This window comes from Priestia aryabhattai, from assembly GCF_023715685.1.
Classification (GTDB): domain Bacteria; phylum Bacillota; class Bacilli; order Bacillales; family Bacillaceae_H; genus Priestia; species Priestia aryabhattai_B.
Map to the genome: position 1 here is coordinate 209,247 of NZ_JAMBOQ010000003.1, position 26,213 is coordinate 235,459.

Annotated in this window: 24 protein-coding genes and 1 riboswitch; of the genes, 19 read left to right on the forward strand and 5 right to left on the reverse strand. The window is 37.4% G+C overall.

Annotated elements, in window-relative coordinates:
- The first annotated feature begins 143 nt into the window (after positions 1-143).
- The 5 genes from M3225_RS14195 (at position 144) to M3225_RS14215 (ending at position 4,977) form a co-directional block, all read left to right on the forward strand.
- Positions 144-755, forward strand: coding sequence for a flavin reductase family protein (locus M3225_RS14195; RefSeq protein ID WP_251394769.1), 612 nt, complete (start codon positions 144-146; stop codon positions 753-755).
- Positions 756-1,110: 355 nt separating this feature from the next.
- The gene (locus M3225_RS14200; protein WP_251394771.1) at positions 1,111-2,388 is read left to right on the forward strand and encodes an ABC transporter substrate-binding protein; all 1,278 of its coding nucleotides are present in this window, start codon (positions 1,111-1,113) and stop codon (positions 2,386-2,388) included.
- Positions 2,389-2,460: 72 nt separating this feature from the next.
- Positions 2,461-3,315 (forward strand): carbohydrate ABC transporter permease, encoded by an 855-nt coding sequence (locus M3225_RS14205; RefSeq protein ID WP_251394773.1) that lies wholly within the window; start codon positions 2,461-2,463, stop codon positions 3,313-3,315.
- A gap of 68 nt (positions 3,316-3,383) precedes the next feature.
- Positions 3,384-4,190 carry a carbohydrate ABC transporter permease gene (locus M3225_RS14210; RefSeq protein ID WP_251396080.1) on the forward strand — a complete coding sequence of 269 codons (807 nt, stop codon included), beginning with the start codon at positions 3,384-3,386 and terminating at the stop codon, positions 4,188-4,190.
- Between the two features lie 52 nt (positions 4,191-4,242).
- Entirely contained in the window at positions 4,243-4,977 is a 735-nt protein-coding gene (locus M3225_RS14215) for a sugar phosphate isomerase/epimerase family protein (RefSeq protein WP_251394775.1), read from the forward strand.
- Positions 4,978-5,008: 31 nt separating this feature from the next.
- Here the strand turns inward: M3225_RS14215 and M3225_RS14220 are convergent, their stop codons facing one another.
- Positions 5,009-5,524 (reverse strand): N-acetyltransferase, encoded by a 516-nt coding sequence (locus M3225_RS14220; RefSeq protein ID WP_057241493.1) that lies wholly within the window; start codon positions 5,522-5,524, stop codon positions 5,009-5,011.
- 264 nt (positions 5,525-5,788) lie between these two features.
- Between M3225_RS14220 and M3225_RS14225 the strand changes: the two genes are divergently transcribed.
- The 5 genes from M3225_RS14225 to M3225_RS14245 all read left to right on the forward strand — a co-directional run bounded on the left by M3225_RS14225 (position 5,789) and on the right by M3225_RS14245 (position 10,018).
- Positions 5,789-6,124 (forward strand): response regulator, encoded by a 336-nt coding sequence (locus tag M3225_RS14225; protein ID WP_251396081.1) that lies wholly within the window; start codon positions 5,789-5,791, stop codon positions 6,122-6,124.
- Positions 6,125-6,616: 492 nt separating this feature from the next.
- Positions 6,617-6,991 carry a DnaJ family domain-containing protein gene (locus M3225_RS14230; protein WP_251394777.1) on the forward strand — a complete coding sequence of 125 codons (375 nt, stop codon included), beginning with the start codon at positions 6,617-6,619 and terminating at the stop codon, positions 6,989-6,991.
- Positions 6,992-7,027: 36 nt separating this feature from the next.
- On the forward strand, positions 7,028-7,834 hold the full coding sequence (locus M3225_RS14235; protein WP_251394779.1) for an alpha/beta fold hydrolase: 807 nt from the start codon (positions 7,028-7,030) through the stop codon (positions 7,832-7,834).
- A 12-nt stretch (positions 7,835-7,846) separates the two neighbouring features.
- On the forward strand, positions 7,847-8,434 hold the full coding sequence (locus M3225_RS14240) for a histidine phosphatase family protein (protein WP_251394781.1): 588 nt from the start codon (positions 7,847-7,849) through the stop codon (positions 8,432-8,434).
- A gap of 264 nt (positions 8,435-8,698) precedes the next feature.
- Entirely contained in the window at positions 8,699-10,018 is a 1,320-nt protein-coding gene (locus tag M3225_RS14245) for an aspartate aminotransferase family protein (RefSeq protein WP_251394783.1), read from the forward strand.
- A 171-nt stretch (positions 10,019-10,189) separates the two neighbouring features.
- A riboswitch (SAM riboswitch) is annotated at positions 10,190-10,289 on the forward strand.
- A 244-nt stretch (positions 10,290-10,533) separates the two neighbouring features.
- On the opposite strand, the gene M3225_RS14250 is transcribed toward M3225_RS14245, so the two are convergent.
- Complete coding sequence (locus M3225_RS14250; protein WP_251394785.1) at positions 10,534-11,163, reverse strand: hypothetical protein; 630 nt, start codon at positions 11,161-11,163, stop codon at positions 10,534-10,536.
- Positions 11,164-11,216: 53 nt separating this feature from the next.
- Positions 11,217-11,786, reverse strand: coding sequence for a YkoF family thiamine/hydroxymethylpyrimidine-binding protein (locus M3225_RS14255; protein WP_251394787.1), 570 nt, complete (start codon positions 11,784-11,786; stop codon positions 11,217-11,219).
- Between the two features lie 522 nt (positions 11,787-12,308).
- Between M3225_RS14255 and M3225_RS14260 the strand changes: the two genes are divergently transcribed.
- From M3225_RS14260 to M3225_RS14270, 3 genes are all read left to right on the forward strand, one after another.
- Positions 12,309-13,652 carry a 5'-deoxyadenosine deaminase gene (locus M3225_RS14260; protein WP_251394789.1) on the forward strand — a complete coding sequence of 448 codons (1,344 nt, stop codon included), beginning with the start codon at positions 12,309-12,311 and terminating at the stop codon, positions 13,650-13,652.
- A 300-nt stretch (positions 13,653-13,952) separates the two neighbouring features.
- Complete coding sequence (locus tag M3225_RS14265; RefSeq protein WP_251394791.1) at positions 13,953-15,278, forward strand: NCS2 family permease; 1,326 nt, start codon at positions 13,953-13,955, stop codon at positions 15,276-15,278.
- 144 nt (positions 15,279-15,422) lie between these two features.
- A complete protein-coding gene (locus tag M3225_RS14270; protein ID WP_251394793.1) occupies positions 15,423-16,454 on the forward strand; it encodes a LacI family DNA-binding transcriptional regulator in 1,032 nt (343 codons plus the stop codon).
- A gap of 24 nt (positions 16,455-16,478) precedes the next feature.
- Here M3225_RS14270 and M3225_RS14275 read toward each other — a convergent pair whose 3' ends face one another.
- A complete protein-coding gene (locus M3225_RS14275; RefSeq protein WP_013055659.1) occupies positions 16,479-17,036 on the reverse strand; it encodes a shikimate kinase in 558 nt (185 codons plus the stop codon).
- Between the two features lie 546 nt (positions 17,037-17,582).
- Here M3225_RS14275 and M3225_RS14280 point away from each other — a divergent pair.
- The 3 genes from M3225_RS14280 to aroD all read left to right on the forward strand — a co-directional run bounded on the left by M3225_RS14280 (position 17,583) and on the right by aroD (position 21,674).
- Complete coding sequence (locus tag M3225_RS14280) at positions 17,583-19,013, forward strand: aldehyde dehydrogenase family protein (RefSeq protein ID WP_251394795.1); 1,431 nt, start codon at positions 17,583-17,585, stop codon at positions 19,011-19,013.
- Positions 19,014-19,064: 51 nt separating this feature from the next.
- Entirely contained in the window at positions 19,065-20,822 is a 1,758-nt protein-coding gene (locus tag M3225_RS14285; RefSeq protein WP_251394797.1) for a thiamine pyrophosphate-binding protein, read from the forward strand.
- Between the two features lie 66 nt (positions 20,823-20,888).
- Complete coding sequence (gene aroD, locus M3225_RS14290) at positions 20,889-21,674, forward strand: type I 3-dehydroquinate dehydratase (RefSeq protein WP_251394799.1); 786 nt, start codon at positions 20,889-20,891, stop codon at positions 21,672-21,674.
- Between the two features lie 38 nt (positions 21,675-21,712).
- On the opposite strand, the gene M3225_RS14295 is transcribed toward aroD, so the two are convergent.
- Complete coding sequence (locus M3225_RS14295; protein ID WP_251394801.1) at positions 21,713-21,889, reverse strand: YvzF family protein; 177 nt, start codon at positions 21,887-21,889, stop codon at positions 21,713-21,715.
- A gap of 202 nt (positions 21,890-22,091) precedes the next feature.
- Here M3225_RS14295 and treP point away from each other — a divergent pair, with 202 nt between their 5' ends.
- The 3 genes from treP to treR all read left to right on the forward strand — a co-directional run bounded on the left by treP (position 22,092) and on the right by treR (position 26,061).
- The gene (gene treP / locus M3225_RS14300; RefSeq protein WP_251394803.1) at positions 22,092-23,555 is read left to right on the forward strand and encodes a PTS system trehalose-specific EIIBC component; all 1,464 of its coding nucleotides are present in this window, start codon (positions 22,092-22,094) and stop codon (positions 23,553-23,555) included.
- A gap of 15 nt (positions 23,556-23,570) precedes the next feature.
- Entirely contained in the window at positions 23,571-25,256 is a 1,686-nt protein-coding gene (treC, locus tag M3225_RS14305) for an alpha,alpha-phosphotrehalase (RefSeq protein ID WP_251394805.1), read from the forward strand.
- 88 nt (positions 25,257-25,344) lie between these two features.
- Positions 25,345-26,061, forward strand: a complete 717-nt coding sequence (treR, locus tag M3225_RS14310; RefSeq protein ID WP_251394807.1) for a trehalose operon repressor — start codon at positions 25,345-25,347, stop codon at positions 26,059-26,061.
- The last annotated feature ends 152 nt before the right edge of the window (positions 26,062-26,213 follow it).

Genomic DNA, 26,213 nt, shown 5'->3' on the forward strand with positions numbered 1-26,213 from the left:
GAGACAAAAGTATTTTAGTTGAAGGAAGATCCGAACGATTCATCGTTCGGATTTTTTTGCATGTTGGTGAGCAAATTGCTAGCTAATCTATGCTCTTTTCGTTACCATACAATAAAGTAAATGGAAGAAAAGGAGTGGGTAAAATGAAGGTAGTCGATCCAGCGGTACAAAGTGCAAAAGACAATTATCATTTACTAACAGGTGTCGTCATTCCTCGGCCTATTGCGTTTATTACAAGTCAAAATAACGACGGTGTAGTGAATGCCGCGCCGTTTAGTTTCTTTAATGTAGTTGCAGCAGAGCCTCCGCTGATTGCCGTTTCGGTTTCGAGAAGTGAAGGTCAAATGACGAAAGATACGGCCAAAAATATTAGTGTATCTAAAGAATTTGTGGTTCATCTTGTAGACGAAAACTTAGTGGAACAAGTGAATCAAGCGGCATCTTCTTATCCTTCTTCCGTAAGTGAAGTCGAAGAAACGGGGTTAACACTAGCACCGAGCAAAAAAGTGCAGGTTCCCGGAATTCAAGAAGCCAGCATTCGAATGGAATGTAAACTTCACCAAATTGTTCCATTAGGAACGAACGAAGCATACAGCTCAGATTTGTTTATCGGTGAAGTTGTGATGTTTCATATTAGTGAAAAAGTGATAGAAAACGATCGCGTTTCTGCAGAACGTGTGAAGCCAGTCAGCCGACTTGCGGGTTCTAACTATAGTAAACTGGGACAATTATTTTCCTTAGAACGTCCCAAATAAGCAAGAAAGTGTTACTTATGTAGCAAAAAAATAGTATACATTGGATTTTTTTAAATAAGCGATTGTGTTCTGTTTCAACAACGACAGTACATTCGCTTTTTTTCGTAAACGAAAAAGTTAATAGAAACCATAATAACAAAATCAATTTAGAAAAAGGCAAAAATGTAAGGTTTTTGCCTTTTATATTTACCATTGAGGAAAAGGGTATTCATTCATATAATTTAGATTAAGTAAATTGTATACGCTTTCAATATACAGAATTATTTTTCAATAATTCTTTCGGGAGAAAAAGAGATATGAGCGTTTACAAAAAAACTTGCCACACTAGGAGACGAGATCATAGGAGGGGTATTCATTGAAACGTTGGTTTAGTTTAATCAGTTTTGCACTCATTTTAACCCTAGTACTTGCAGGATGCGGAGGAAAGTCTGCTAATGAAACAAGTGGTAGCGGTGGAAAAGAAGTTGTTGCGTGGGCTTGGAATATTAACGTACCGGTATTAAAGAAAGCAGCAGCAGAATATCAAAAAGAGAATCCAGGTTTTAAATTAAAAGTAGTGGATATGGGACGTGAAGACGTTTATTCAAAACTAACAACAGGATTGCAAGCTGGCGGAAAAGGCCTTCCTGATATTGTATTAGTAGAAGACGATCGTTTCCAAGGATATTTGGATGCATTTCCAAAAGCATTTTTAAACCTATCAAAAAAAGGATTTGATAAGCAAGAAGATAAATTTCCTGAGTTTAAGAGAGCCCTTTTATCAAAGAATGGGGATATGTACGGCTTCCCGTTTGATGCAGGTCCAACAGGCGTTTTCTACCGCACAGATTACTTTGAAAAAGCAGGCGTAGATCCAAACAGTATCAAAACATGGGATGATTACATTGCGGCTGGTAAGAAAATTAAAGAAAAAGTTGGCGTTGATTTACTAGGTTTAGATTTTAACAATGACGATGGCTTATTCCGAATGGCGCTGACACAGCAAGGTACGTTCTATTTTAATAACAAAGGAAAGTTAAATTTAACTTCTAAAGAAGCGAAAAAAGCAATGGAGTTAAATAAGAAGTTAAAAGAAGCAGGCATTGTTAAAAATACAGTGGGCTGGGATGCTTCAATCAGTGCTTTAGCAGAAGGAAAAGTAGCAAGTTCACCATCCGGTGCTTGGCTATTCGGTTCTATTACACAGCAGGCTCCGGATTTAAAAGGAAAATGGGGCGTATTTTTATTACCTTCGTTTGAAGAAGGAGGCAACCGTGCTTCTAACTTAGGCGGAAGCAACTATGTGATTTCAGCAAATAGTCAAAAAGCAGATGAAGCGTACAAATTTATGGAGTATTTCTCAACAACGGATAAAGTTCAAGAAGAAGCGATGAAGGGCGGATTATTCCCATCATTAAATACCGTATATTCTTCAAAATTATTCACTGCACAGGATGAGTACTTTAATAATCAGACGATTTGGAAAACATTCGCAGATGAAATGAAAGATATTAAACCGGTTAACTTTACAGGCAATTACTCAGTTGCAAACAGTGAAGCAGTCAAAGCTGTTTCAGAAGTAACAAATGGTAAGGGCGTTACAGAATCGCTTGAAGCAGCTCAAAAACGCTTAGAAAACCGAATTAAAAAATAATCAAGAAGCATAGAAGGTGATTTCTAGAAGATTACCTTCTATCTCTTCTTCTTGCGGTACCAGGAGGTCATCATGAAGACAAATAAATCGTTGCCTTACTTATTTATTGCTCCAGCACTTTTGCTGTTCACGCTGTTTACGATCTACCCTATTTTTTCATCGTTTTTTCTAAGCTTTCAGAGTATGGAAGGCGGGAAGTATGAATTTACCGGATTATCAAACTACACACGACTGTTCGGAGATGATATTTTCTGGAAAGCGCTTGGAAATACGGGTGTTATTTTAATCGTTCAAGTGCCCGTTATGATTTTGTTAGCACTTGTACTAGCTAATGCGTTAAACAGTCAGCTTTTAAAACTGAAAGGTTTTTTCCGAGTTTCATTTTTCTTGCCGGCAGTAACGTCACTAGTTGCCTATTCTATTTTGTTTTCAATCATTCTTCAAGATGAAGGAATTATGAATACTATTTTAGGGTTTTTCGGTATCGATGCAATTCAGTGGCTGGGGGATCCATTTTGGGCTAAAGTCTCAATCATTGTTGCGATGACTTGGAGATGGACAGGTTATAACATGGTTATTTTTCTAGCAGCTCTTCAAAGTTTATCTCGTGAAGTTTACGAAGCAGCTGATTTAGACGGGGCAAATCGTATTCAAAAGTTTTTCCACGTAACAGTTCCACAATTAAAACCCGTTATCTTGTTTGCTACTATTCTATCAACAATTGGTACACTTCAATTGTTTGACGAACCTTTTAACTTAACAAAAGGCGGCCCTGCTGATTCCACGATGACGCTAGGCTTATATATTTATCAAAATGGCTTTGAGTACTTTGATTTTGGATATGCTTCAGCCATTGCGTACGTTGTTGTATTATTAGTTGGTATTTTAACGTTCTTCCAATTTAAATTTACGGGTGATAAATCATGAGTGTATTAGAGAGAGTAGAAGCAACCGCAGTAGCTACCGTTCCTAAGGTCAAAAAGAAAAGTCACATCATGCGTAAAATAGGATTATACAGCTTGCTTGGGCTGTTCACCATTATCTCTATTTTCCCTTTTTACTGGATGTTTATCGGCGCTACGAATGAATCAGGGAAAATGTTTACAAACCCTCCAACGCTGAAGCCTGGCGATCAATTTATGACAAATCTACAAAATTTAAATGCCTCAATTGATTTAGGGCGCGTCTTCTTTAACTCAGTATTTGTTTCAGGAGTGTATGTGATTGTAGCTTTAATGGTCTGTTCTACAGCTGCGTATGCGCTAGCTAAATTTGAATTTAAAGGACGAAACGCAATTTTTACTACGCTTTTATTGTCCATGATGATTCCATATCAAGCAACGCTCATTCCGCTTTTTCAGCTGATGTCGAATTTTAATTTGCTTGATACGTATTTTGCTCTTATTGTTCCGCAGCTGTGCTTTCCGTTCGCTATCTTTTTATTACGTCAGAACTTTTTAGCTTTTCCAACGGAACTTATTGAAGCAGCTCGTTTGGACGGAGCTGGAGAGATGAGAATCTTTTTAACCATTGTGCTTCCTTCTATGAAGCCTGCTATGGCTGCAGCAGCTATTTTCTTATTTATGACACAGTGGAATAACTTTATGTGGCCTTTAGTTGCGACTACATCAAACGAAATGGCTACATTGCCGGTTGCTCTTTCAAGCTTAATTGGATTATCGATTATTGATTACGGTCAAGTAATGATGGGGGTAACGATTGCGACCATTCCAATCATTGTCTTCTTCCTAGCACTTCAGCGTCATTTTATTTCAGGAATGCTTGGAAGTGCAGTAAAATAAAAAGCAGAAGCTCCTATTATAGGAGCTTTCTCAATGAATAGGGGGAGAGAAGATGGGAGAAATACCTGTAGGAGTTCAGCTTTATACGCTGCGTGAAGAAACGAAAAAAGACTTCAAAGGAACTCTTCAAAAAGTAGCTGCATTAGGATATCAAGGGGTAGAGTTTGCAGGGTATGAAGGACATACAGCGCAAGAAGTAAGAGCATGGTTAACGGATTTACAGCTGAAGCCAGCTTCTAGTCATGTGCCGCTTGAACAATTAGAATCTAATTTAGAGCAAGTGATTCACTTTGAACAGCAAGTTGGAAATTCACATATTGTTTGTCCTTATTTAATGCCTGAACGACAAACTGAAAAAGGATATTTCGAACTTATTGATTCTTTAAATTACATTTATACGTATTGTAAAAAAGAAGGCATGTCGTTTAGCTATCATCATCATGATTTTGAGCTGAAGAAATTGTCAACTGGAAAGTCAGCTCTCCAAACAATCTTAGAACAAACTGAGGTAGACGTAGAGCTGGACATTTATTGGCTGACTAAAGCAGGCGAAGATCCAGTGGAGTGGATGAAGCATTATCGAAATCGTGCGCCTTTTATCCATTTAAAAGATATGACAACAGACGGCGAGCAATTTTTTGCTCCTCTTGGTACCGGAGGAGTAGATGTAAAGGCGGTAATGCAAGAAGGACATAGAGCAGGTGTAAAATGGTGGATTGTTGAACAAGATCACTGCAAAGAAAATACTCTTAGCAGCATTGAAAAAAGCTTAGCATATATAAAATAAAAAATGAACAGACGTCGTCTGTTCGCTTTTTTTATTGATAAGCTGGAGTCCATTCAATCTCTCCGCACTTATTCGTATAATCAATATTTACCTCAAAGTTATGTTTTTCATAAAAATGAATCAATCTTTCGAGATGATCCCAGTCGCGCTCAGCGATATCCCCTTTAATGACATGAACATTTTGATCAACCGCTACTTCTTTTAAATAATTCATACATACAGAGCCATATCCCTTATTAGCAGGACCTTTAATGTCACCAATAAAAATAGTGTGATTATCTTCATATACGCCATCGATGGCAAAATCCCAAGCGCCTCTATAGGCTTTTGTACATTCATTTAGCATAATTTTACATGCGTTGCCGTCATTTTGTGCCGATACAATAACTAACTGATTATCTTCAGGCTGATCGACACCAATAACTTCATACTTTTTAGCAATTTCTTTTAAATTATCCTGCATGCGAAACAGCTGAAACTCTAAATCATCAAGTGTTTCTTTTAATTCTTCTGCATTCTGTTTTTTTTCTGTAAGCTGAGTAAACATTTTATACTCCTTTCCGTCTGTTTTCGGTCTAAGTGCGCCTATGACAAAGAGGACACGGTGTATAAAGCGAAACTTTATTTGGCAAAGTATCTAGCTTAGTAAAAATATAAAAAGGAAAGAACCTGATTTGATTGGTTGTTCATCAAAACGGCTGCTTTCCTTATCATTCACTTTTAAATTTTTCACAACGTGTATAAGGGTAACAAAGACTCACTAACCTTGTCAATAAGGTTGGGGCTCTATTTATGAAGGAAGTAACGAGTAATATTACTTAGTCAGGTAGAATTAAAAGAAAGCGGTTTTCACGTTCGGTATTTTAACAACGGAGAAGACGCATTAAACTCTATTCATCAGCAAAAGCCGGAAGTGGTTGTTCTAGATATCATGCTAGGAGAAAATAAGTTAGACGGCTGGGATGTTTTAAGACATCTTAAAGAAAATACAGAGACAGAAAAAATTCCTATCTTAATCTCATCTGCTTTAGGCGAAAGAAGCAAAGGATTAGAGCTTGGAGTGTGTGAGTTTCTTAACAAACCCTATCAGTCTAGTAAATTATCCAAAACGATTCTCCAGCTGCTTTTGAAAAAAACAAGAGCATGAAGGAGAAATTATGATTCCGTCAGATAAAGAAGAGTAGAAATTTGGTGAGGCTTCGTTATTTCTACGGAGTCTCATTAAACGAAAAGAAAGTTAGTAAAGTAAGATAAAAAACCATTGAAAACGTTCTCAAAATGTGGTTTTATAGAAAGTAGGCATAACATGATGACCTTAGAATTACCTTTTTCCACCTCCTTACATGTGTAAGGAGGCTTTTTTGTATAAATATAGTAAGATAAGATAACAAAACCTGACGCAGAATCGTTCATTGAATTTCAGTTGGTTAAGAAGCTGCTCAAGAAAGTTTGATAATGAAAGGCATGAAGCTCTGGAAATTATTTTACAAAGGGAGGTGATCTAGCCAAGAAGTGATGGTAGTTCAATTTTTATAATCATAGTATAATAAAAAATACGGTTATAAAAGCTGTGTTTGTTATACATCTTTTATATAGAAGGTAAGGTTGAATTTTATATTTTCTTAAAGGAGGTCTTTCCTTGGATATTGCGTATATAATTGCTGAAGAAAGAATTAGACAAGCAATAAAAGACGGTGACTTTGATAAGCTACCTGGGGAAGGAAAACCATTAAAGTTAGAAGATTTATCACATATACCTGAAGAACTGCGCCAAGCGTATAGGATGTTAAAAAATGCAAACATGATAACTGATGAACAAGAGCTAAAACGAGATATGGCTACAATAGAAGAATTAATTTCTATATGCACGGATGCTAATGAAGAACAAAGGCTAACAGAGATGCTTACGGAAAAGCGTTTGCGCTTTGAGCAGCTCGTTGACAAGAAAAAGATGACAAGTTCTGCAGCTTACAGGACGTATCAGAATAAAATTCACTCCAAATTTTTTTATTAATGAGTATAATGGACGAGACGATCGGAGGGTGAGAACTTGCGGCTATTGATTTTATTGATTAGTATTATATTATTTATTTCGCTTTGTTTTTATATCTTTGCCCCACAAACAAAACGAGGTGCCCAATCGAAAAATGTGCCGGTTTTATTTATTCATGGCTATTTAGGTAGTCAAAAAAGTTTAGGGAAAATGATTAAACGATTTGAACAAAACGGATGGGGAACTAAAGTAGCTTACTGTGTCGTTCAAAAAGATGGAGCTATTCAGTGGAAGCATATTATGAAAGCAAAAGAGGGAAAACTTCCGCTTATTCATATCGTCTTTAAAAAGCCAGATGCCAGTATTGCACAGCAGCAAAAATGGATTGAAGCTATTATGCAAGATGTACGTGATACATATAAAACATCTTCTGTTGATTTAGTTGGACATAGTATGGGAGGAGTAACAGCAGCTGCTGTTAGTTTGTCTAACCCTCAATATATTCAAAAATTAGTTACGTTAGGATCACCAATTCAAGGATTAGATTATCAGGAATTAATGGAGATGTACCCTCATGCACGCAATCATATTGAATCTATGGGTGCCCGTGATTTAGCTTTTCACTCTATAGCGTTGAACAAGCTATACGAAAGTCGTCAAGATTTCTCAAAAGAAATCGACGTTTTTTCAGGAGCAGGAGATGTGGGAGATAAGACAGATGGTGTGGTAACAGTAGAAAGTGCATATGGACTGCAAGAGTTTACCGAACATATTCATCTCCAAACGTTTCATGAAGCACATTCGGATTTACATGAAAGCCCAGAGGTTGATAAAGCTGTCTATCAATTTTTAAAACGGGATTAAAGGGGGATTACGATGCTTTACTTAATTAGACACGGCCAAACAGATTGGAATAAAAACAAACTTATTCAAGGGCATGCTGATATTCCGCTCAACGAAGCGGGAAGGCAACAAGCCAAACGCGTAGCGGAACGTTTTCGAGATACCCATATTGATGTAATCTACACAAGCGATTTGCTTCGTGCGCAGGAGACGGCCCGAGAAATTGCGGCAGTTGCTAAAGTAGATAAAGTCGAGGTTTGTGAACAGCTGCGTGAGCGCTCTTTTGGAGAACTAGAATCAAAGAACGTAGAAGTTTTGCATGAGCTTGTGCCAAACTATGCGACAAATTGGGGAGAAGAGCCTTTATATAATATCGAAACGCTCGAAGCTGCTCAAGAACGGATGGTTCGACGGTTAACGGAAATTATGAAGGAGTCTATCGGAAAGAAAGTAGCAGTTGTTAGTCATGGAGCAGCAATTAATACATTCATTCATCATGTAACAAGCGGAGAACAAGGAACAGGGACTACTATTTTACAAAATACATCGATTACAACTTTTGCTTATGAAAGTGGAAAATGGCGTCTCGAAACGATCAATGATGCCAAACATCTTGAATAAATATACTTAAAAGCACTGGAGAATTTTCTTCAGTGCTTTTAAGTATTGTAAATAAGCGAAGAGTAGAGGAGATTGAAAGACGATATATTAATTTTATATATAAATATTTATACAATTGATTTTAATAAAAATGCATAGTAAAATAAGTTTTATTACTATTCTATTAAAGCGTTTAGTATAACTGGATTTCCTAATATTGTTTAATAAGCAACTATATTTCAGAATAAGATTAATTGATTTGGATAATTTCAAGGAGGATGTAGTATGTCAAAAGATTGGAGTCATTTATTTGAAAGAATGCCTGAATTGCTAGCACCGACGATGGCTAAAGACCATCCGAATTTGCCCGTTGTGAAAGAAGAAGGATGCTATTATTACGGGCTGGATGGTAAGGAATATCTCGATTTTACTTCCGGAATTGCTACGACAAATGTAGGACATAGACATCCGAAAGTAGTAAAAGCCATTAAAGATGGAGCAGATCAATTATTGCATGGTCCTTCAGGTGTTATTATGTACGAATCGATATTAAAGTTAGCTGATGAGTTAGGGAAGGTAACACCGGGCGATTTAGACTGTTTTTTCTTTGGGAATAGTGGCACCGAAGCAATTGAAGGAGCATTGAAATTAGCGAGACATGTGACTAAGCGTCCGTACGTTATTTCTTTTTTAGGTTGTTTTCATGGCCGTTCCATGGGAGCTTTAAGTGTTACAACATCCAAAAGTAAATATAGACAATTTCAGCAGCCGTCGGGACTGACGTATCAAATTCCATATGCAAATCCAAAAGAGTGTCCTGCAGAGCTAGATAGCGATATATACTTTACTGAAAAGCTTGAAAAAGATTTTGAAACACTGTTTAAGCACCAAGTGACGCCTGAAGAAGTGGCTGCGGTTATTTTGGAACCAGTATTAGGAGAAGGCGGCTATATTATTCCTCCTAAAAGTTGGATGAAGAAGTTAAGAGAAATTTGTGATCGACACGGAATATTACTTATTTTTGATGAAGTGCAAACGGGTTTTGGACGCACCGGCGAATGGTTTGCTGGACAAACGTTCGATGTCGTACCGGATATCATGGCTATAGCAAAAGGAATTGCTTCTGGAATTCCACTTAGTGCAACAGTAGCTTCTCAAGAATTAATGAAGCAGTGGCCGCTTGGCACACATAGTACAACATTTGGAGGGAATCCTATTGGATGTTCAGCAGCGCTTGCAACTCTTGAAGTGATGAAAGAAGAACAACTGCTGGATAATACGAAAAAAATGGGTGCTTATGCGTTAGAAAAGCTACATCTTTTAAAGGAAAAACATTCAGTGATTGGTGATATCCGTGGTTTAGGACTTATGATTGGAATTGAAATTGTTGATCCTTATACGGGAGAAGGAGATGGAGACGCCTTATTCGAGATTTTAGATCTAGCTTTAGAAAAAGGCGTGTTATTTTATTTTTGCGGAAATGCAAGTGAAGTTATTCGTATGGTACCTCCGCTTACTGTAACAAAAGAACAGATAGATGATGGCATTCGCATGCTAGATGAAGCTATTACTTCTTTTGAAAAAAAGTCAGTTGTAAAGGCATGATTACAAAAATATAAAAAAAATTATATATTTGTAACCTAGTTGTCATAGTAATGGTAGCGATATCATAGTTTTAGAGGGAAAACAATTTTCTGAAAAGTAGTTGACATCTGTTTGTGCAGCATGTAACATAATACTTATCTTATCAACAATTATCAACAAAATTCGACAAACTTCTTATCAAGAGAGGTGGAGGGATAGGCCCTGTGAAACCTCGGCAACGGACTTTATAGAACCGTGCCAACTCCCACAAGCAGTGCTTGAAAGATAAGAAGAGACCAGGCTTACTAACAATTGTGATCCCAACCTCTTCTTACAGGCACTTAGACACTGTAAGTGGAGGTTTTAATTTTATGACAAGAGTATGACATTTAGATAAAAAAACAGCAGGTAATTTCGCCTGCTGTTTTTATATGCTGTAAAACGATAAATAACCTACCAGAATACCTAGTAAAAGAACTCCGGTAGTAATACCGACAATCCACCATATCATTTTTTTCATCATTTATTCCTCTTTATCAATTAACTGTAGCTGTAGATCCGCCTGAAGTGCCGGAAGCTGTGCCGTAAACAGTTTGTCTTTTGATTCCGGCATCTTTAGCTGCAACTTTCCACTGCCAGTCGATCCGCCCGTAGGCTCGGTTGTTTTGTACCCAAGATTTTGAATTCTTTTTTGAAATAGACACAAGGGGGTTTACATTTTTCGTAACGACGCCTCGTACACTTTTGACTGAAGTCACCGATGAGTTTTTTGTGTAATAGTCTACGTACACCGTTAGTTTCGTTGTTGTAAATCCAGCCGCTTTATAAGAAGCCGTATAAGCTGCTGTTTTGAATAAAGGTGAAGCCGTTCTTGCTCCGTATGCTGCTGTACTTGCAGCTTCAACCGTGCCGCTGCTCTCTTCAATATCCATTTTTAACAGAGATGGATCCTTTAGTGATTGTACAACTTTTTGTTTTTGCTGACGTGACAGTTTTGAAAATTCATATAGTGCACTTTTATCACTTTGCGCTTTCAAAAACTGAGTATAAGAAGCAACCGTTAAATGGGCAGGTTTTTCACTAGCCAGAACAGAATTTGGTACGACTAATATACACAATAATACACTTATCAAGAAAAAAGAAAAAAACGTTCTTTTTGTAGCCATATTTATATAAATCCTTTCTATTACTCTATCTTTATAAATAGATAAGAAGTAATTTATCGTTTTGAAGAAGGGCTATGTGCTGTCATATTAACTGTCATCACGACACGGGCTTGCTGCACGGATTCAATAAAACATTCGTATAAAGAAGCGAATACTTTGTCCACATCCCCTTCTAAAGCTGTTGCAAAAGGCACGGTTTCGGCAAAAACTCCCTGTTGTTTAACTGCGCCAATTCCGCTTTTGATGATGTCTACATAATGCGGCGTATCTAATGGATACAAAGAAAATTGAGTGGATACAGGGAACGAAGCACAAAGCTGTTGCTTTGGAGACACGCTTTCTTTTGGTTCTACTTTTCTTTTTTTGAAATATTTTTCGTGCTGCCCTGTTGAAAATGTAGCATTCAACACAATATGCTTTCCTGATTTTCCAGCACTTTTATAAACGGCTTGCACAACTTCAAACACGTCTTTGGCAGTTCCTTCAATAAATGTACTAACACGGTCCGTTTTTCGCTGAACTTTAGACATGTCCACTTCGTTTAGTGCGTCTAAAATAATATCGATGAAGTTATCACTCATAACGGAAAGCGTAAAACGACAGCCAACATTTATTTTTTCCAAACTAATCACCCCTAAAATATAGATTTGTAGTTTTTTAATCATACAAATCATAAAATAACTTTTCTGTTTTGTATAGAAACAGAAGATAGATTCTTTATTTTTAGGAAATATTACATAGAAGAAACGAAAATAAATTGCATAACATGAAAAATAAGGGTGTTAAGAAAAGTCACATAATGAAAAAGAATAAAAAAACAATGTTAGAACTTCTGACAAAAAGCTGGAATATAGACTGAAAACACCATATTATATATACAAGATCACATTATTCTCCTGCGATTTCGTATAACCTCTTGAAAAAGGGACTTGGGATTTTATCATAAATCCAACCTCCTAGCTGTATAATCAGCTAGGAATTTTTTTTACCCAAAGTCTCTATAGCGTATGAGGTTACCTACACTTATTCAACTCAGAGCGTGCATCATATATATATAAGAACAGTGTAAGAAAGGTTGCTTGAAGATGTTAGTGTTCGGCTTGAGCTAGAAAATAGATAGATGTTACGAAAGAGGGGAAGAAGGTATGGCGCACACATTAATTAAAAATGCAGAGATTATTACGATGAATGAGAAGAACGATATTATTTACGGTGACCTTTATATTGTAGGAAATCATATTGCAGCCATTGGAAAAAATCTGCATCCGGAAAAGGTAGATAAAGTCATTGACGCGGCAAATAAAACGATTGTGCCAGGCTTTATACATACTCATATTCATTTATGTCAAACGCTTTTTAGAGGGCAAGCAGATGATTTAGAGCTGCTAGACTGGCTTAAAAAGAAAATATGGCCGCTTGAAGCTTCGCATGATGAAGAATCTATTTATTATTCAGCACTGTTAGGGATCGGCGAACTTATTCAAAGCGGAACTACAACGATTGTAGATATGGAAACTGTTCATCATACGGACTCTGCTTTTCAAGCTATATCTCAAAGCGGAATCCGAGCTCTTGCAGGAAAAGTAATGATGGATAAAAAGGGCGATGATCTGCCAAAAGCCCTTCAGGAGACAACGGCTGACTCTATTAAAGAAAGTGTAGAATTACTTGAAAAATGGCATGATTCAAATAACGGTCGTATTCGATATGCATTCTCCCCAAGATTTGTGCTGTCGTGTACGGAAGATTTGCTGCGTGAAGTGAGTCATTTATCAGCTGCATATAATGTTCATGTACATACTCATGCTTCTGAGAATCAGGAAGAAATTCGCATCGTAGAAGCTGAAACGGGTATGAGAAATATTATGTATTTAGATCATTTAGGATTAGCCAATGAGCGCCTTATTTTAGCGCACTGTGTGTGGTTAAACGATCAAGAGAAGCAAATTATTAAGAATCAAGGAGTAAAAGTCAGTCATTGCCCAGGCTCAAATTTGAAACTCGCATCGGGAATCGCAGATGTGCCCAATCTATTAGAGCAGGGGGTATTTTTAAGTCTTGGCGCTGACGGTGCTCCTTGTAATAACAATTTAGATATGTTCAACGAAATGAGGCTGGCCGCTACGATTCATAAACCAGCGTATGGACCAACCGCCATGAATGCAAAGCACGTTCTAGAAATGGCTACAATCGGCGGAGCGAAAGCAGTTGGGCTCGAAAAAAAAATTGGAAGTTTAGAGGTTGGGAAAAAAGCGGATCTTGCTATTTTAAATTTAAATCAGCTCCATACCTTTCCATCTTACGGCGTAGACCCTATTTCCAGAGTGGTGTATTCAGCAACGCGAGCAGATGTAGAACTAACGATGGTTGATGGAGAAATCGTGATGGAAAATCGCGTGCTGAAAACAATTGACCAGGGAATTGTATTGAAAGAAGCAAATCATTCGATTGATCGTCTTCTAAAAAGAATCCCGCTTTTAATTTCATAAGATGTAAAACGAAGAAAAGAATGCTTTTTTAGCATTCTTTTTTTGTATGAATGATTAAAAAGAGCACTCTTGCAACAGACTAAAAAGATAGAAGAAATAAATTTTCAAAATTCCAAACTAACGGAAGATAAAAATTTTTATAATGATAGCGTTTTCTGCCTTTGCATATCTACAAATTAAGACTATAATAGGACAAAAGATTTTACTTTGCAACGTAAAATCCTCCTAAATCGTGTCCTTTTTAGGACATTTGAATAGGTAGGATTTTTTATTTTTTTTAGAAGTAGGGAGGCGCGCGCGTTGGAGCGTAACGGAATATTAGAGCGCTTGTTTAAACTATCAGAGCGCAACACAACACCAAAACAAGAAATACTAGCAGGACTTACAACTTTTATGACGGTCAGTTATATGGTAATTGTCAATCCCATTATCATGTCTGACGCGGGTATACCCCGAGAAGCGGCTCTCGCAGCTACCATTTATGCCATTGTATTTAGTACGTTACTGATGGCCCTGTGGGCAAACTTCCCCATTGTAACCGGTCCAGGGATGGGTTTAAATGCGTTTTTTACGTATTCAGTAGTATTAGGACAAGGATTGTCATGGCAAACGGCACTTGGGGCAGTTTTTATATCCGGCGTGTTGTTTTTTGTTTTAACGGTAACAGGAGTACGTGGAAAGATTATTGATGCCATTCCAAACGTATTAAAGTCTTCAATAGCAGTTGGAATTGGTCTTTTTGTTGCGTTTATCGGTTTGAAAAACGCTGGATTAGTTGTGGCAAACGAGTCTACTTTTGTAGGACTTGGAAATGTCATGGATAAAGGCCCCTTACTTGCTATTTTTGGGCTGATATTAGCAGCTGTATTGATGGCTAAAAATGTAAAAGGTGCTCTCATTATAAGTATTTTTGCTACTACAATATTAGCGATGATTGTAGGAGTACAAGCAATTCCTCATTCGGTGAAAGACGTCTTTTCAGCTACGCCGCCAAGCGTCGGAGAAACATTCTTTCAAATGGATCTAAAAGGTGCAGTTGCCTACGGTATTTTTTCAGTTGTATTTTCTTTCACCATCGTAGAATTATTTGATACGCTAGCGACACTGATTGGACTATCTAAAAAAGCAAATTTAGTAGATAAAAACGGTAAAATTCCAGGTTTAAATCGTGCGCTTGCAGCGGATTCAATCGGTACAATGGCGAGTGCTATTTTTGGAAGTACAGCGTTAAATACGTATATTGAAAATGCAACAGGTATTGCAGAAGGAGGACGTACCGGCTTAAAGGCATTAACGGTTGCCATCTTATTTATATTTACCCTGTTTTTTGCACCGCTCATTCAATTTATCCCAAGCGTTGCTACTGCTCCAGCACTCATTATTATTGGTTCACTTATGCTAAGTGACATTCGAAACGTTAACTTCGACGATTTTACTGAGGTTGTTCCAGCTTTCCTAACGATTGTCATGATGCCGTTAACCTACAGCATTGCAGAAGGTTTAGCATTCGGCTTCATTTCGTACACAGCGATTAAATTGTTTACAGGACGCCATCGCGAAATTCATTGGATGATGTATGTGATTACCATTGCCTTTTTTATCAATTTTTATATGAGTTCGCATTAGGAAAAAAGACGTAGCATGAGGCTGCGTCTTTTTTGTTACTGGGCCTTTGTCAGGGAACATCGTGAAAGAATGAAGCTTTTCTTTTATTTTAGATAATTGTAAAATAATTATAAAAGGTGCTTTATAAAGGGTTGGTGGAATAAATTGAAACAAAATAAACGCAAACGTGTAACCTTACAACAAGTGGCGGAACACGCGGGAGTATCTCGAGCTACCGCTTCGCTTATTGTACGAAATAGTCCAAGTGTTTCCGAAAAAACAAGGAAAAAAGTTCTAGATTCGATGAAAGAGTTAGGATACGTATATGACCGTATTGCAGCAAATTTAAGATCTCAAACTTCATCAACAATCGGAGTTATTATTACTGACATATCTAATACGTTTTTTACAGAATTGTTAATTGGAGTGCACGAGGAGCTCGAGAAAGACGGATATACGGTGTTTTTAGGTACGACGTTTGATTCAGATAATCGACAGGATCAGTTGCTTTCTACGATGCTAGAGCATCGGGTAGGAGGCATTATTTTATGTCCTGTTGCGGGTACATCGGAAGATACGATAAGAAAAATTCAGCATTTAGATGTTCCTTCAGTACTAGCAGTAAGGGAATTGCCTGAAGTGGAGTCAGATTATGTAGGGGTAGATTATAACTTAGGCGTTCAAAAAGCGGTTCAACACTTACTAGAACAGGGACACAAAAGAATCGCATTTTTAGGAGGAACAACCGGTTCTACAACGTGGAAAGAAAGAATGGAAGGTTACCGTTTGGCGCTAAAGAGCGCAGGGATTTCTATAGATGAAGACCTTATTATTCCTAGCGGTCCGACAAGAAGCGGCGGTGTAGAAGCTGCACATCAAGTATTAGACATTTCTGAGCCTCCAACAGCAGTTTTTTGTTTTAGCGACCTAGTTGCATTTGGTGTTATGCAAGGCTTAAAAGAGAAAGGGGTAGTTCCAGGAGAAGATATAGCAGTAGTGGGATTTGACAATGTCATGGAATCATCTGTGTGCCACCCTACTCTAACAACCGTCTCTTCTTTTGCAAGACAAATAGGAAAAGATGCTGCACGGTGTCTTCATAACCAAATTGTTGATAAAAAAGAACATCATCATCGTATTATTTTAACGCCTCAATTAGTTGTTCGAGAATCGTCATCAAAGAAAAGAAGCAGTTGATCAACTGCTTCTTTTCTCTGTGAATTATTTAGACGGTTCGTAGATATCCCAAGCCATTTTCAAGGAATCAACAATATAATTTGCTACTTCTTCAATATCCAAATTGTCAGTTTCTACTTTGGAGTGGTGGTTGGAATAAATTGCTTGGCGCGTATAAAATAATTCTTCAATATCCTCTAGACTTCTTCCTTGTAAAACAGGACGACTGTCAATAATGAGGCTAATGCGTTCTTTCCATGAATCCCATGAAAGGTCTAAAAAGAATACAATACAATTTGATAAGCATATTTTTTGAATTTCTTCTTGAAGAAATGCGCCTCCACCAACGGATATAATTTTTAAACGCTGCTGAGATAACTGGCTAATTACTTCTTTTTCTTTATTTCGGAAAAACTCTTCACCAAACTCTTTAAAGATTTGTGATGTAGGCATTTGAAACATTTTTTCAATTTCTTGGTCTATATCGACAAAATCTCTGTATAATTTCTTAGCGACTAGTTCGCCGATTGTTGTTTTACCTACGCCCATAAAGCCAATAAATACAATGCTTTTTTCTCTAAGAGACATCTCGCTGTAAGTCATTTTTCAAAGCCTCTTTCTGTTTTTAACAATAAAAAACTTATTATTTTGTATTTTAGTTATTAGAATTATAATACAAATTTTACTGTTTGTAAAAACAGTAAAATTTGTATTATGTCCTAAGAAGTAAGTATCAGCTCACATTTATAAAATTTTTGTTAGTCAACAGATGGTGATACGCTGTAACCAAAACAAATAAGCAATAGTTAAGCTCGATTATAATCATAAATCTTTGCCATATTGATAGTGCTGCTATCTTACATACTCCTACAGTGAATGTAAGAAAAAAAGGAAGTGAATGTGAAACTACGTAAGAGATTATAAGCAAACTGTACTCAGTATTAATAAATATTTTTAGAAAATTCTTTAATTTCCTATTGCTAGATTAAAATTTCTGTTGTAGGATTATGATAACGTTTACAAAACGAGTTATAACTTTAAATCAATAGAATTTATAGAAATCTGTATCAGACTTTAGATCGATCTAAATATAAAATTAGATCGATCTAAAAATAATAATCAGGTCAATTGTTAAAAGGAGAGATAACAATGAGCTTTAGACGAGCAAGGCCTTATGTAAATAAAGAATGGCTTGAAGGTAATCGATCAGTAGTAAGTATTAAAAGTCCGTATTCGCAGGAAGTAATTGGTGAGCAAATTATAGCAACGCCAGAAGATGTTGAAAGAGCTCTATCAGCCGCCTATCAAGCTAAAAAGACAATTGCGAGTCTGTCTTCTTATGAAAGGGCAAAAATTTTAAAAGAAGCAGCAAGGCTCTTGGAAAAGCAAAAAGAAAAATTTGCTTCTCTCATCTCAAATGAGTTAGGAAAACCGTTGAAGAATACGTTGGATGAAGTATCTCGATCTGTAGAAACATTAGAGCAATCTGCGGAAGAAGCAAAAAGGCTTATCGGTGAAACGATACCAGGAGATGCTTCCGAACGAGGGGGAAAAGCGATAGCTTCCACATTCCGTGTACCTGTAGGAGTTATTGCCGCTATTACTCCTTTTAATGCACCTTTAAATTTAGTATGCCACAAAATTGGACCAGCTTTTGCCGCTGGCAACAGTGTTATTTTAAAACCGGCTCCGCAAACAACCTTAGTTGCTTCAGAATTTATATCTCTATTATTAGAAGCTGGAATGCCTGAATGCGCTATTAATATGGTTTTAGGCGGAGTAGAAACAGGACAGCAAATCGTAAAAGATGACCGTGTAAATGTAATTTCTTTTACCGGTGGAACAGTGGCAAGCAGAAATATATGTGAACTGGCTGGAATGAAAAAAGTACTTCTAGAATTAGGAGGAAATGCTTCAACGATCGTTCATGAAGATGCCGACATTAAAAAAGCTGCTGAGCAATGTGGGAGAACAGGATTTAGCAACTCCGGTCAAAGCTGTATTTCAGTTCAGCGTATTTATGTACATGACTCAGTTGTTTCTGAATTTACAGAGCTTCTGAAGAATGAGGTAAAGTCTTTAAAAGTTGGAGATCCTCTGTTGCCGCAAACAGATGTTGGATGTTTAGTAGATGAAAAAGCAGCAAACCGAGTTTTGGCTTGGATTGAAGAAGCAGTCGGCCTCGGTGGAAAGTTGGTATGCGGCGGCAAAAAGACAGGGGCTTCTATAGAACCTACTGTTCTATTAAATCCTCCTAAACAAAGCAAAGTGGTGTGTCAAGAAGTGTTTGGTCCTGTGGTGAGTATCATTCCTTATCAAGATATTGAAGAAGCTATTCAGGAAACAAATGATTCATCTTTCGGTTTGCAAGCAGGCCTTTTTACAAATCAAATGGACCTAGCTTACCGTGTTGCTGAATCTTTAGAAGTGGGAGGAGTTGTGATTAATGGCACCTCTAATTTTCGACTCGACCATTGGCCGTACGGTGGGATAAAAGACAGCGGTGTTGGTAGAGAAGGACCTCGATTTGCGATTGAAGATATGACAGAAACAAAAATGATTGTCCTGCAGCTATCGTAGCTGAGTTTATTACCTGACAAAATATATATGGAATTTAAAGGAGGATATACAATGGAAAAATTAATATCACATCAATTAGTAAATTATCTTGAGGAGCGAGGTATCGAGCATATTTTTGGTTTGTGTGGTCATACCAATATAGCGGTACTAACAGCCTTAGAAGAAAGCAAGATTAAATTTATCAACGTTCGTCATGAACAAATTGCAGCGCATGCAGCTGATGGCTACGCGCGTGTGACGAAAAAAGCAGCAGTAGTATTAAGTCACTTAGGTCCTGGTTTAACAAATGCTGCCACAGGAGTGGCCAATGCAGCGTTAGATTCGATTCCAATGGTTGTCATCGCTGGTGATGTTCCTACTCATTATTACGGAAAGCATCCGCATCAAGAGGTTAACTTACATGCTGACGCTTCGCAATATGAAATTTATCGTCCATTCGTTAAGCGTGCATGGAGAGTTGATCGTCCAGATTTATTTCCAGAAATATTAGAGAAAGCATTTTTACTAGCGGAAAGCGGAAACCCTGGACCCGTACTAGTATCTGTACCTATGGATATCTTTTCAAAAGAGATCGATGTTTCTTTATTTGATCGATTGCATCGTCAAACGAAATCTTTGCAAAAGCCTTCTATTGATGATGAAACGGCAAAGAGTATTGTACAAAAATTAATCAATGCCAAAAATCCAGTGTTGTATGTAGGCGGAGGTATTATATTAGCAGATGCAGCAAATGAGTTAAAAGAGCTTGTGGATCACTTGAACATTCCGGTAGCCCACTCCTTAATGGGAAAAGGAGCACTTCCAGATGATAATGACTTGACTCTAGGGATGACTGGGTTTTGGGGCACGAAGTTTATTAATGAAAAGTGTCGGACTGCCGATTATATTTTAGCATTAGGAACACGGTTTGCAGAAGCAGATTCTAGCTCATGGGAGCCGGAGTATACGTTTGATTTTTCACAAACAAAATTGATTCATATTGATATTGATCCTAGCGAGATAGGGCGTAATTATCCTGCTGAAATTGGTGTAGTGGCTGATTTAAAACAAGCTCTCAAAGTCTTAAATCGTGTGGCTAAACAGCTTATTCCGGAAGGGGTAAAAAACGAAACATTAATAAAAGAGATTGCTTCTTATCGTGAAGAGTTTAAAGCTAGTAATGAAGAGTATATTCATGACAATTCATTCCCAATGCAGCCGCAGCGAATTTTAAATGAGGTTCGTGAAGTACTTCCAAAAGATGCCTATATTACTACTGATGTAGGCTGGAATAAGAATGGGGTAGGACAGCAGTTTCCAATCTATGAAGCTGGAAGCATATTAACTCCAGGAGGTTTTGCCACAATGGGATTTGGAGCGCCGGCAGCTTTAGGAGCAAAGGTAGCTCAGCCTGATAAAGTAGTTGTTTCTCTAGTAGGAGACGGAGGATTCGGCCAAAATCCAGCTGTGCTTGCTACGGCAGCTGAAGAGAACATTCCTGTTGTTTGGATCATTATGAATAACTTTGCGTTTGGTACGATCGCTGGACTGCAAAAAGCACATTTCGGAACCACTCTAGGCACGTTATTTGAAAAAGATGGAGAGGTATATTCTCCTGACTTTGCAAGTATCGCTAAAGCTTATGGAGTAGAAGGTATAAAAATTCAATCAGCCGAAGAGTTCAAACCGGCACTGCAAAGAGCTATTGCTTCTAATAAACCAGTTGTAATTGATGTGGCGATGTTAAACAATCCAGTACCAACATCAGGGCATTGGAACATCATGGATATTTATTCGCCAGATAAGAAAGTACACCATGTATCTGTGTAACAAGTATTGAACGAATACTAAAATGAAAACCGAAACATTTAACTTTGATAAAAAGGAGCTGTTCGTATGTTAGAAAGAGGAGAAGAAACTCATTCTCCATCTATTTGTACGCCTTTAGTAGGCAAAAATCACAAAGAGCTTTTAACAGAGCTAGCGGACATTATATTAAAAAAACCGGATATAATTGAATGGCGCTTGGATTTTTACGAAGAAATTCAAGATATAAACAGCGTCCTTTCTGCAGCTAAAGGTATATATGAAAATAGTGAGCGCACTCCTATTTTGCTTACTATACGTTCTCAAAAAGAAGGAGGGCAGCCTATTTCCTTGTCGGAAAAGGAAGTAGTAGCCATACTTGCAGAGGTATGTAAACACCCATATGTAGCAATTATTGATTTTGAAGTATCAAATCAGCCAGAGCATATCAGCTATTTGCGCAAAATTTCCAAGGAAAATAAAAAGAAACTTGTGCTTTCTTATCATAATTTTTCTTTTACCCCTCCTAAGGCGGAAATTTTTAAAAGCGTATTTCTAGCTGAATTTTATGGAGCAGATGCAGCAAAAGCAGCTGTCATGCCCCAGAATAATCAAGATGTTTTAACTTTATTAGAAGCTACAAGGGAGGCTGAAAAAGAGCTCAGCATTCCTCTCATTACCATGTCGATGGGAGGATTAGGAGCTATTAGCCGGATCGTAGGGTGGATGTATGGCTCTTCTGTTACTTTTGCTGTAGGGAAAAGCAGTTCAGCTCCTGGGCAAGTTCCAATTGATGAATTACGAAAAATAATTCAGTTAACAAAAAAAGTTACGGATTCTGAAAACTATCATTCCCATCAAATTATTTCGATGTAAAATAAAAAGAAAAAGAGCATGCTATGCTCTTTTTCTTTTTATTTATCCTTTACATGCATTGAAAGATACACGCGAGTATCTTTTTTGCGCTCATACTTTGGATTAGCGCTTCGCGTATATTCTTTTGACTGATGTTCTATATGGTAGTTCTGTTCAAATTGTTTGATTGCTTCATTAATTTCTTCTTGTGTTCCCATTAATCTTACTTGCAGCATTGTAACGTCTCCTTCCATACACTTTGCTTTTTGACTATATCATGAAATAAAAAAGAAGTAATTTTATTTTTGTTGACTAACCTGTATATACAGGTTAGAATAAAAGTGTAAAACTTGTATATACAAGTTTGTGGTGGTGAGATTTATATAGGGGATAGGAAATATAGGAGTAAAATGAAAACGGAAACAAGGGGGAAAAGACATGAATCGTGAATCTGTTGAACGCATTATAGAAGCTGTTGGCGGAAAAGAAAATATCTCTGCTGCAACGCACTGTGTAACGCGCCTTCGACTTGTTTTAAAAGATGAAGGTAAAGTCAATCAAAGTATGCTAGATGAGCATGAATTAGTAAAAGGATCTTTTTCTACAAATGGCCAGTTTCAAGTTGTTATTGGTCAAGGCACGGTTGATAAAGTATATAAAGAAATGGTGGCGCTTACAGGGATAGGTGAACTATCAAAAGAAGAAGTAAAAAATGAGGCAGCTAAAAACTTAAATCCGCTGCAGCGCGCAATAAAGACATTAGCTGACATTTTTATTCCCATTTTACCGGCAATCGTAACAGCGGGTTTATTAATGGGAATCAATAATGTACTAACAGGAGCGGGAATTTTTTACGATGATAAATCGATCGTAGATGTTCATACACAGTGGAAAGACTTCGCGAGCATGATTAATTTAATTGCGAATACGGCTTTTGCCTTTTTGCCAGCTCTTATTGGATGGTCAGCTGTTACGCGCTTCGGAGGAAGTCCTTTATTTGGAATTGTCCTTGGGCTCATGCTTGTACACCCTGACTTGCTAAATGCCTGGTCTTACGGAGAAGCATTAAAAAAAGGAAGTATCGATACGTGGAATTTATTTGGCCTGCATGTTGAGAAAGTCGGCTATCAAGGGCAGGTTTTACCTGTATTAGTTGCTTCATTCGTACTGGCAAAAATCGAATTATTCTTACGAAAACGAATACCAGATGGTTTTCAACTTTTAATTGTAGCGCCTGTAGCTCTTTTAGTGACAGGGTTTCTCGCTTTTATTGTAATTGGTCCAATTACATTTGCAATAGGAAATGTCATTACAGATGCAGTTGTATGGTTATTCAAAACGGCTCCATTTATTGGAGGGCTTGTGTACGGAGGCTTATATGCTCCACTTGTTATTACAGGTATGCATCATACATTTTTGGCAGTAGATTTACAGCTGATCGGAAGCGTGGGAAGTACCTTCTTATGGCCAATGGTAGCATTATCAAATATTGCACAAGGCTCTGCTGCTTTTGCGATGATGGTTCTTTCAAAAGACGATGAGAAATTAAAAGGATTGTCTTTAACGTCAGGGATTTCGGCTTGGCTTGGCATTACGGAACCTGCAATGTTTGGTGTTAATTTGCGCTTTAGATTTGCTTTTATTTCTGCAGTGATTGGTTCAGCTATTGCGGGTGTCGTCATATCCGTAGCGGGAGTGAAAGCAGCATCAGTAGGAATTGGTGGTATTCCAGCTCCGTTATCAATTGTTCCAGAGAGCTGGTCGCCTTTTATTATTGGAATGGTAATTGCAATCGTTGTGCCGTTTCTTTTAACGTTAACGCTTGGAAAGCTTCAGAAAAAATCAACCGTTACATCAACGGTTGCGGGTACAGACTCGCTTCAACATAATTCTAAGAATTAAATGGTGGTGTTAAAAATGCAAGAACCTTGGTGGAAAAAATCTGTTGTCTATCAAATTTATCCAAAAAGCTTTTATGATACGACTGGAAATGGCGTTGGCGATATAGCTGGTATTATTGAAAAGCTAGATTATTTGAAAGAGCTCGGCGTAGACGTTGTGTGGCTAACGCCAATTTATAAATCGCCGCAGCGAGATAATGGATATGATATAAGTAATTATTTTGTTATTCAAGAAGAGTACGGGACAATGGAGGACTTCGATCGTTTAGTAACAGAAGCGCATAAGCGGGATCTTAAAATCATCATGGATATTGTCGTTAATCATACGTCAACTGAACATGAATGGTTTCAAGAAGCTAAAAAATCGAAAGATAACCCGTACAGAGATTTTTATATTTGGAAAGATCAAAAAGAAGATGGAAGTGCTCCGACGAATTGGGTTTCAAAATTTGGAGGGTCGGCGTGGGAGCATGATAAGCTGACAGAACAATCTTATCTGCATTTGTTTGATGTCACGCAAGCGGATTTGAATTGGGAAAATGAGCATGTGCGCCGCAGCGTGTATGATATGATGAGGTTTTGGCTTGAAAAAGGTGTAGATGGATTTCGGCTAGACGTTATTAACTTAATTTCAAAAGATCAGCGTTTCTTAGATGATGATGGTTCTGTTGCGCCAGGTGATGGCCGGAAATTCTACACCGACGGTCCTCGCGTGCACGAATATATGCGGGAAATGAATCAAGAAGTTTTTTCAAAATATGATAGTATGACCGTTGGGGAAATGTCGTCGACAACTGTTGACCACTGTATTCAGTACTCTCATCCGGACCGGGACGAGCTTAGCATGACGTTTAATTTTCATCATTTAAAAGTCGATTACCCAAATGGAGAAAAGTGGGCGCTAGCAGATTTTGATTTTATTAAATTAAAAGAGATTCTATCAACTTGGCAAACGGAGATGAATAAAGGAGGGGGATGGAATGCACTATTTTGGTGCAACCATGATCAGCCTCGTGTTGTTTCCCGCTATGGAAACGACGAACTCTATCATAATAAATCTGCCAAAATGCTCGCTACAACGATTCATCTGATGCAGGGGACACCTTATATCTATCAAGGCGAAGAAATAGGTATGACAAACCCGAAGTTTTCCTCTATTGATGAATATAGAGATGTGGAGTCATTAAATGTGTATGAGATAAAACGTGCACAAGGAATGGACGAAAATGAAATTTTGGAGATTTTAAAACATAAATCAAGAGATAATTCCCGTACACCGGTGCAATGGAACGATGAGCCGAATGCAGGTTTTACAAAAGGAAAGCCATGGATTAATCCGGCCTATAACTACCGTGAAATTAATGTAGAAAAAGCGTTAGATAATGAAGATTCGATCTTTTATTTTTATCAAAAGCTTATTGCATTACGCAAGCAGTACGAGATTATCACCTACGGAAACTATGAATTGATTCTTGGAGAAGACAAGCAGATTTTCGCTTATATCCGAAATGGAGTAGATGAAAAGCTGTTGGTGATAAATAATTTCTACGACAGCGAAACGACCTTTAAACTGCCGGAAGATATAACTTTTGAAGGATATCATAGTGAAATATTGCTGTCTAACTACGAAGATTCATCAAAGGAATTCAAGCGAGTCTTACTTCGGCCGTATGAATCAATCGTGTATCATTTAAAAAAATAGAGAAAAAAGTAAAAAGAACGATGGGTGACAATCTATCGTTCTTTTTATACAATTGGGTATATATAGAAAGCAAAATAGGTGATGGCAATTGAAAGAAAATAAATTTATCAATATTTACGAACAGTTAGTCGATAAAATTAAACGCGGTGACTGGCGCCCTAATACAAAACTTCCTTCTGAAAATGAGCTTGTTGAACAGTATCAAACGTCTCGTGAAACGATACGGAAAGCGTTAAATTTACTTTCACAAAATGGCTACATTCAAAAAATGAAAGGAAAAGGCTCTTTTGTATTGGACGTATCACGCTTTGATTTTCCAGTATCAGGACTTGTTAGCTTCAAAGAAGTTGCGGAAAAGCTAGGACATACATCGACTACTATTGTAAAAGAGTTTGAACTAATCAAGGCTGATCAAGATCTGTGCACACAGCTTGGGACAACGAAAAAAGACCTCATATGGAAAGTAGTTCGAGCGCGTGAAATCGATGGAGAAAAAATTATTTTAGACAAAGATTTTTTTCATAAAAAATATGTTCCTCACCTCACAAAAGACATATGCGAAGGCTCTATTTATGAATACTTAGAAAAAGATCTTGGGCTGAAAATAAGCTTTGCTAAAAAAGAAATTTCCGTTGACGAACTTACGGAAGAAGATAAATGTTACTTAGATTTGAAAGACTATGAACATATTGTGGTAGTAAGAAATTATGTGTATCTAGAAGATGCAAGCCTTTTTCAATATACGGAATCACGTCATCGTCTTGATAAGTTCCGTTTTGTGGATTTTGCTCGCAGAGGTATATAATGTTCCACTGTCCATGAGTTTTTCCTTTTAGTAGATACTTACACAAAAACTGCTTTGATATAGGAAACGAAGCAGTTTTTTTGTGTGAAAAATTGAAAAAACATCATCCTTTTGACGATAAAATTCTAAAAAGGTTGAATTTTTCTTTGGAG

What these genes read in the sequence shown, in the direction of transcription:
- M3225_RS14195 (WP_251394769.1), top strand. Translation starts at nt 144, where the DNA reads ATGAAGGTAGTCGATCCAGCGGTACAAAGTGCAAAAGACAATTATCAT.
- M3225_RS14205 (WP_251394773.1), top strand. Translation starts at nt 2,461, where the DNA reads ATGAAGACAAATAAATCGTTGCCTTACTTATTTATTGCTCCAGCACTT.
- M3225_RS14210 (WP_251396080.1), top strand. Translation starts at nt 3,384, where the DNA reads ATGCGTAAAATAGGATTATACAGCTTGCTTGGGCTGTTCACCATTATC.
- M3225_RS14215 (WP_251394775.1), top strand. Translation starts at nt 4,243, where the DNA reads ATGGGAGAAATACCTGTAGGAGTTCAGCTTTATACGCTGCGTGAAGAA.
- M3225_RS14220 (WP_057241493.1), bottom strand. Translation starts at nt 5,524, where the DNA reads ATGTTTACTCAGCTTACAGAAAAAAAACAGAATGCAGAAGAATTAAAA.
- M3225_RS14240 (WP_251394781.1), top strand. Translation starts at nt 7,847, where the DNA reads ATGCTTTACTTAATTAGACACGGCCAAACAGATTGGAATAAAAACAAA.
- M3225_RS14245 (WP_251394783.1), top strand. Translation starts at nt 8,699, where the DNA reads ATGTCAAAAGATTGGAGTCATTTATTTGAAAGAATGCCTGAATTGCTA.
- M3225_RS14250 (WP_251394785.1), bottom strand. Translation starts at nt 11,163, where the DNA reads ATGGCTACAAAAAGAACGTTTTTTTCTTTTTTCTTGATAAGTGTATTA.
- M3225_RS14260 (WP_251394789.1), top strand. Translation starts at nt 12,309, where the DNA reads ATGGCGCACACATTAATTAAAAATGCAGAGATTATTACGATGAATGAG.
- M3225_RS14275 (WP_013055659.1), bottom strand. Translation starts at nt 17,036, where the DNA reads ATGACTTACAGCGAGATGTCTCTTAGAGAAAAAAGCATTGTATTTATT.
- M3225_RS14280 (WP_251394795.1), top strand. Translation starts at nt 17,583, where the DNA reads ATGAGCTTTAGACGAGCAAGGCCTTATGTAAATAAAGAATGGCTTGAA.
- M3225_RS14285 (WP_251394797.1), top strand. Translation starts at nt 19,065, where the DNA reads ATGGAAAAATTAATATCACATCAATTAGTAAATTATCTTGAGGAGCGA.
- aroD (WP_251394799.1), top strand. Translation starts at nt 20,889, where the DNA reads ATGTTAGAAAGAGGAGAAGAAACTCATTCTCCATCTATTTGTACGCCT.
- M3225_RS14295 (WP_251394801.1), bottom strand. Translation starts at nt 21,889, where the DNA reads ATGCTGCAAGTAAGATTAATGGGAACACAAGAAGAAATTAATGAAGCA.
- treP (WP_251394803.1), top strand. Translation starts at nt 22,092, where the DNA reads ATGAATCGTGAATCTGTTGAACGCATTATAGAAGCTGTTGGCGGAAAA.
- treC (WP_251394805.1), top strand. Translation starts at nt 23,571, where the DNA reads ATGCAAGAACCTTGGTGGAAAAAATCTGTTGTCTATCAAATTTATCCA.